The organism is Mesorhizobium sp. M7D.F.Ca.US.004.03.1.1 (genome assembly GCF_003998635.1).
Classification (GTDB): Bacteria; Pseudomonadota; Alphaproteobacteria; order Rhizobiales; family Rhizobiaceae; genus Mesorhizobium; species Mesorhizobium loti.
Genome location: NZ_RZQG01000717.1, coordinates 1 through 3,152, shown reverse-complemented (window position 1 = coordinate 3,152; position 3,152 = coordinate 1). Strand labels below are relative to the sequence as shown.

4 protein-coding genes and 1 pseudogene are annotated in these 3,152 nt (G+C 65.1%); 1 reads left to right on the top strand and 4 read right to left on the bottom strand.

Annotated features, from left to right (window positions below; genetic code table 11):
* Positions 1–600, top strand: a pseudogene (locus EN935_RS28580) (hypothetical protein); the annotation flags it as partial.
* A 28-nt stretch (positions 601–628) separates the two neighbouring features.
* Here the strand turns inward: EN935_RS28580 and EN935_RS28575 are convergent.
* Genes EN935_RS28575 through EN935_RS28560 form a run of 4 tightly spaced genes read right to left on the bottom strand, consistent with a single transcriptional unit; the run spans position 629 to position 2,850 of the window.
* Complete coding sequence (locus EN935_RS28575) at positions 629–1,207, bottom strand: hypothetical protein (protein ID WP_127265993.1); 579 nt, start codon at positions 1,205–1,207, stop codon at positions 629–631.
* Positions 1,204–1,806 carry a hypothetical protein gene (locus EN935_RS28570; RefSeq protein WP_126069880.1) on the bottom strand — a complete coding sequence of 201 codons (603 nt, stop codon included), beginning with the start codon at positions 1,804–1,806 and terminating at the stop codon, positions 1,204–1,206. Before EN935_RS28570 ends, EN935_RS28575 begins: the two co-directional genes overlap by 4 nt.
* A complete protein-coding gene (locus EN935_RS28565; RefSeq protein WP_127265992.1) occupies positions 1,803–2,396 on the bottom strand; it encodes a hypothetical protein in 594 nt (197 codons plus the stop codon). Before EN935_RS28565 ends, EN935_RS28570 begins: the two co-directional genes overlap by 4 nt.
* A complete protein-coding gene (locus EN935_RS28560; protein WP_245489075.1) occupies positions 2,377–2,850 on the bottom strand; it encodes a hypothetical protein in 474 nt (157 codons plus the stop codon). The genes EN935_RS28565 and EN935_RS28560 overlap by 20 nt, the downstream gene beginning before the upstream one ends.
* Positions 2,851–3,152: the final 302 nt, after the last annotated feature.

Genomic DNA, 3,152 nt, shown 5'->3' with positions numbered 1-3,152 from the left:
CAGGGTGATCATCCGCACCAGCCGCGAGCCGCGCCCATGGTGCCGGTCGAGATCACCTCCATCGCGCCGTCGACGGTGGCGATCAATTTGTTCTTCTTCATGCTGCTGCCGCTGATCTGGCTGGTGATGGCGGCGCTGATCTATGGCTATGACGTGCGCGACGATGCTGCGCTGATGCGGGTGCATGGCCGGCTGGAGCGCGCCGGCCAGCGCTATGCCGGCCTGCCGAAATTCCTGCGCGATTTCGTCGAGCATTTCATTGCGGGCTATCGCTCGCGTTATCTGCCGATCGCCAACGGGGTGCGGCTCACGGTCAGCTCCAGCCTCATGCTGTTGTGCACGCTGGTCGTCGGCTACCGCTTGCTCGACTGGGGCGCTGCGTGGCCATGGCTCGGTGCGACGCGGCTGATCGGTCCGCACGAGCTCGACGTCTGGCAGATTTTTTCGCACGGCGTGACGCTGCTGTTCGGCAGCCCGTTCCAGGATTCCTCCACCGGCGTCCTGATCGAGCCGCTGCGCATATGCTTTCTCGCCGCCGCGCTGGAGACGGCGTTTTCGATGGCGAAGGGGGCGGGGGCGATTGGTGAGGTGGCTAAATAGCTGGCGAGGAACCCAGGCCCTGGACGGCTCACTTCGGCGGCCTCTGAAAACGCAAATACCACGGCCGCTCGCTACCCAGCCCAACGGCTGGGCGGATGGTCTTGACGGCATCTTCGGGCACGATGAAGGTTTCGCCGACGGTGATGACGTCGCCTTTCTTGGCGCCGGAGAAGATCGCCGAGGTGCAGTTCATCACGCCATCCGGCAGGCTGACGCCGGAGATGAAATCCGGCAGCCAGCGGCGGCCGGTGGCATCGGTCAGCATCAATTTGCAGCCCAGCCACTGCTTTTGCAGATCGGGATCGCCGACCGTGACGGCGAAGGTGGCGATGACGGCGAAGGCGTGCTCAGGCAAGCGGCCGGCCTTGCCGCCGCGCAAATCGGCCAGCCGCCAGTCGCTGCCGCCGAACGGCATGGACTGGCCGAAGTCGACATCCCTGGCGACGAGGTCTTCGCCGTGCAGCCATTCGCGGACGCTGTCATAGCTTATCTCGGCCAGCGTCAGCGGCAGCAGGATGGCGAGTGCGCCAAAACCGCGCCGGCGCCATTTTGTCTCGGCCTGCCGGGCGTCGCCGGCTGGTTCGATGTCGGTCGAGACGGCGCTCATGACTTGCCTTGAACTGATGGCACAGCAGCGTCGAGATCGTATTGCGGCAAGATCTCTGCCGGCTGGCCATCGGCGCTGGTCGGCAATGCGTCGAGGCTGATGCGGGCCTGGGCGTCGAGCGGAGCGAACTGGCGCGCAGCGACCAGCAGGCTGGCGCCGCGGATCTGGTCCGGCGGCACTTCGAATACGAACAGGCCGTTTCTTTCCAAACCCGGATCGACGGCATGTGGCGGCATGTCCTGGCGAAAGCTGAGCCGCTCCGTCTGGTGGTAGCGCAGGCCGGTCCGGCCTTGCCAGGTGCCGTCGGCGACCGTGGTGGAGGTGCTGGTGGCGGTGAGATTGGTCGTCACCACCGCCCACAGGCCGCTCGTGGTCAGCACCCTGGTCTGGCCGAACTGGTCGGTCCTCAGCGTGCGGGCGAAGACCACTTTGTCGAGGCGGACATCGAAGCTGCGCGCCCGCACCGTGTCGTGCATGGCGCCATCGATCGGGATAGGCGCAGTGAGCTCGGCATAATGCGGCTTCGACACCTGCATGCCGTAGCTCAGCGCCACGGTGGCGGCGACGATCAGGAGATTGCCGATGGCTCGGATCTTCATGAGCCGGTTCCCAGTGAGTCTGTCGGCAGGTCGGCGACCGGCAAGGTGACGGTGCCGAGCCGGGTGGGATTGAACCAGCCGGGTGTGCCGTAAAGATTGTCGCGCGGCTTGAAGATTTCGGCGGTGATGCCGAAGCTGAGATTTGCCGGTACGATGGCGTCACCGGCAAGTGGCCAGACATAGGCCATGCGCTCGGTCATGCCGGGATGCAGTTCCGGCGTCAGCGTCTGATCGCGGGTCAGCGCGATCATCGGCAGGCCGTCAGGCAAAGCGAGGCCGTCCGGCGTGAAGACATTGAAATAGGCCTTGTCGGATTGCGCAGTGCGGTTGGTCATGTCGGCCTCCAGCACGAGCGCCTTCTGGCCGGGCTTCAGCGGCACGCCATAGACCTTGGCGCGGCTGACATAGGCGCGCACCGGCTGGACCCGCCAGCGCCCGGCATCGATGGCGGCATCGGGCGGCAATTGCGGCGGCGCGTGAGCGGGCAGGGCGCCGAAGGCCCCCATCAGGCCGGCGACGAACAGGGCGGCGATGGTTCCGGCGCCGGCCGTTATCCAGGTCTGAAATCTGCTACGGGCAGTCTTGAACATTCCAAACTATGCACGTCGAACGATCAGCCACCCGGGTGCACTCTAGAAAGAAAAAACGGCTGATGGAACCCGCAATTGGCTGGTCCAGCCCTCGCGCCGCTTCCCTTGCCCAGAGCCTGTGGCCATGGCGGCGGAAGTAGCGCGCCACCAGGCGCTGCTGCTTGGCCCTGATCAGGTCGGGCAGGCGCCGCTCCTGACGCCAGCGCGGCATGTTGCGCCAGCAGGCGATGACGCGGGCGGCATCCTCGATGGCTTCCTCAGCCGACAGTGCCGGGCCGATCGCCGCCAAGAACAGCGCCTCCGACTGCTTCAGCTCGTCGATCACCGCCTTGCGCCTGACATGATCCTGACGGGCGTGGGTGATGCCGTTGCGGCGGATGGCTTCGAAGGCTTCGAGGAGGGCAGGGCTGTCGCCGGTGTAACCGCAGGCGCGGGCGAAATCGGCGGCGTCCATCGTCACTCCCGGGCTTGATGTGGCGGTGGGTTTGAGTCCCCGACTCACACTTGCGAGTTGATATAAGCATAACTCAAACATTGGTAGAAGAAAAACTTTTGGGACTGTTTGGAAACTGCGACTCGACTCCCGGCGCAAAACGCAGGAATATGCGAACAAATCAGGAACAAAAGGCGAGGAGGGGCGATGGCATTGCCGGGCAGGGAACCAGTGATCGCGCACGTCGCCTCGATCTCGGTCGAGTGCGCCGATTGCGGCCGCAACCGTTGGTGGCGGCCCGATCAGCTGAAGCGGTTCGGGGT

What these genes read in the sequence shown, in the direction of transcription:
- EN935_RS28560 (WP_245489075.1), bottom strand. Translation starts at nt 2,850, where the DNA reads ATGGACGCCGCCGATTTCGCCCGCGCCTGCGGTTACACCGGCGACAGC.
- EN935_RS28565 (WP_127265992.1), bottom strand. Translation starts at nt 2,396, where the DNA reads ATGTTCAAGACTGCCCGTAGCAGATTTCAGACCTGGATAACGGCCGGC.
- EN935_RS28575 (WP_127265993.1), bottom strand. Translation starts at nt 1,207, where the DNA reads ATGAGCGCCGTCTCGACCGACATCGAACCAGCCGGCGACGCCCGGCAG.
- EN935_RS28570 (WP_126069880.1), bottom strand. Translation starts at nt 1,806, where the DNA reads ATGAAGATCCGAGCCATCGGCAATCTCCTGATCGTCGCCGCCACCGTG.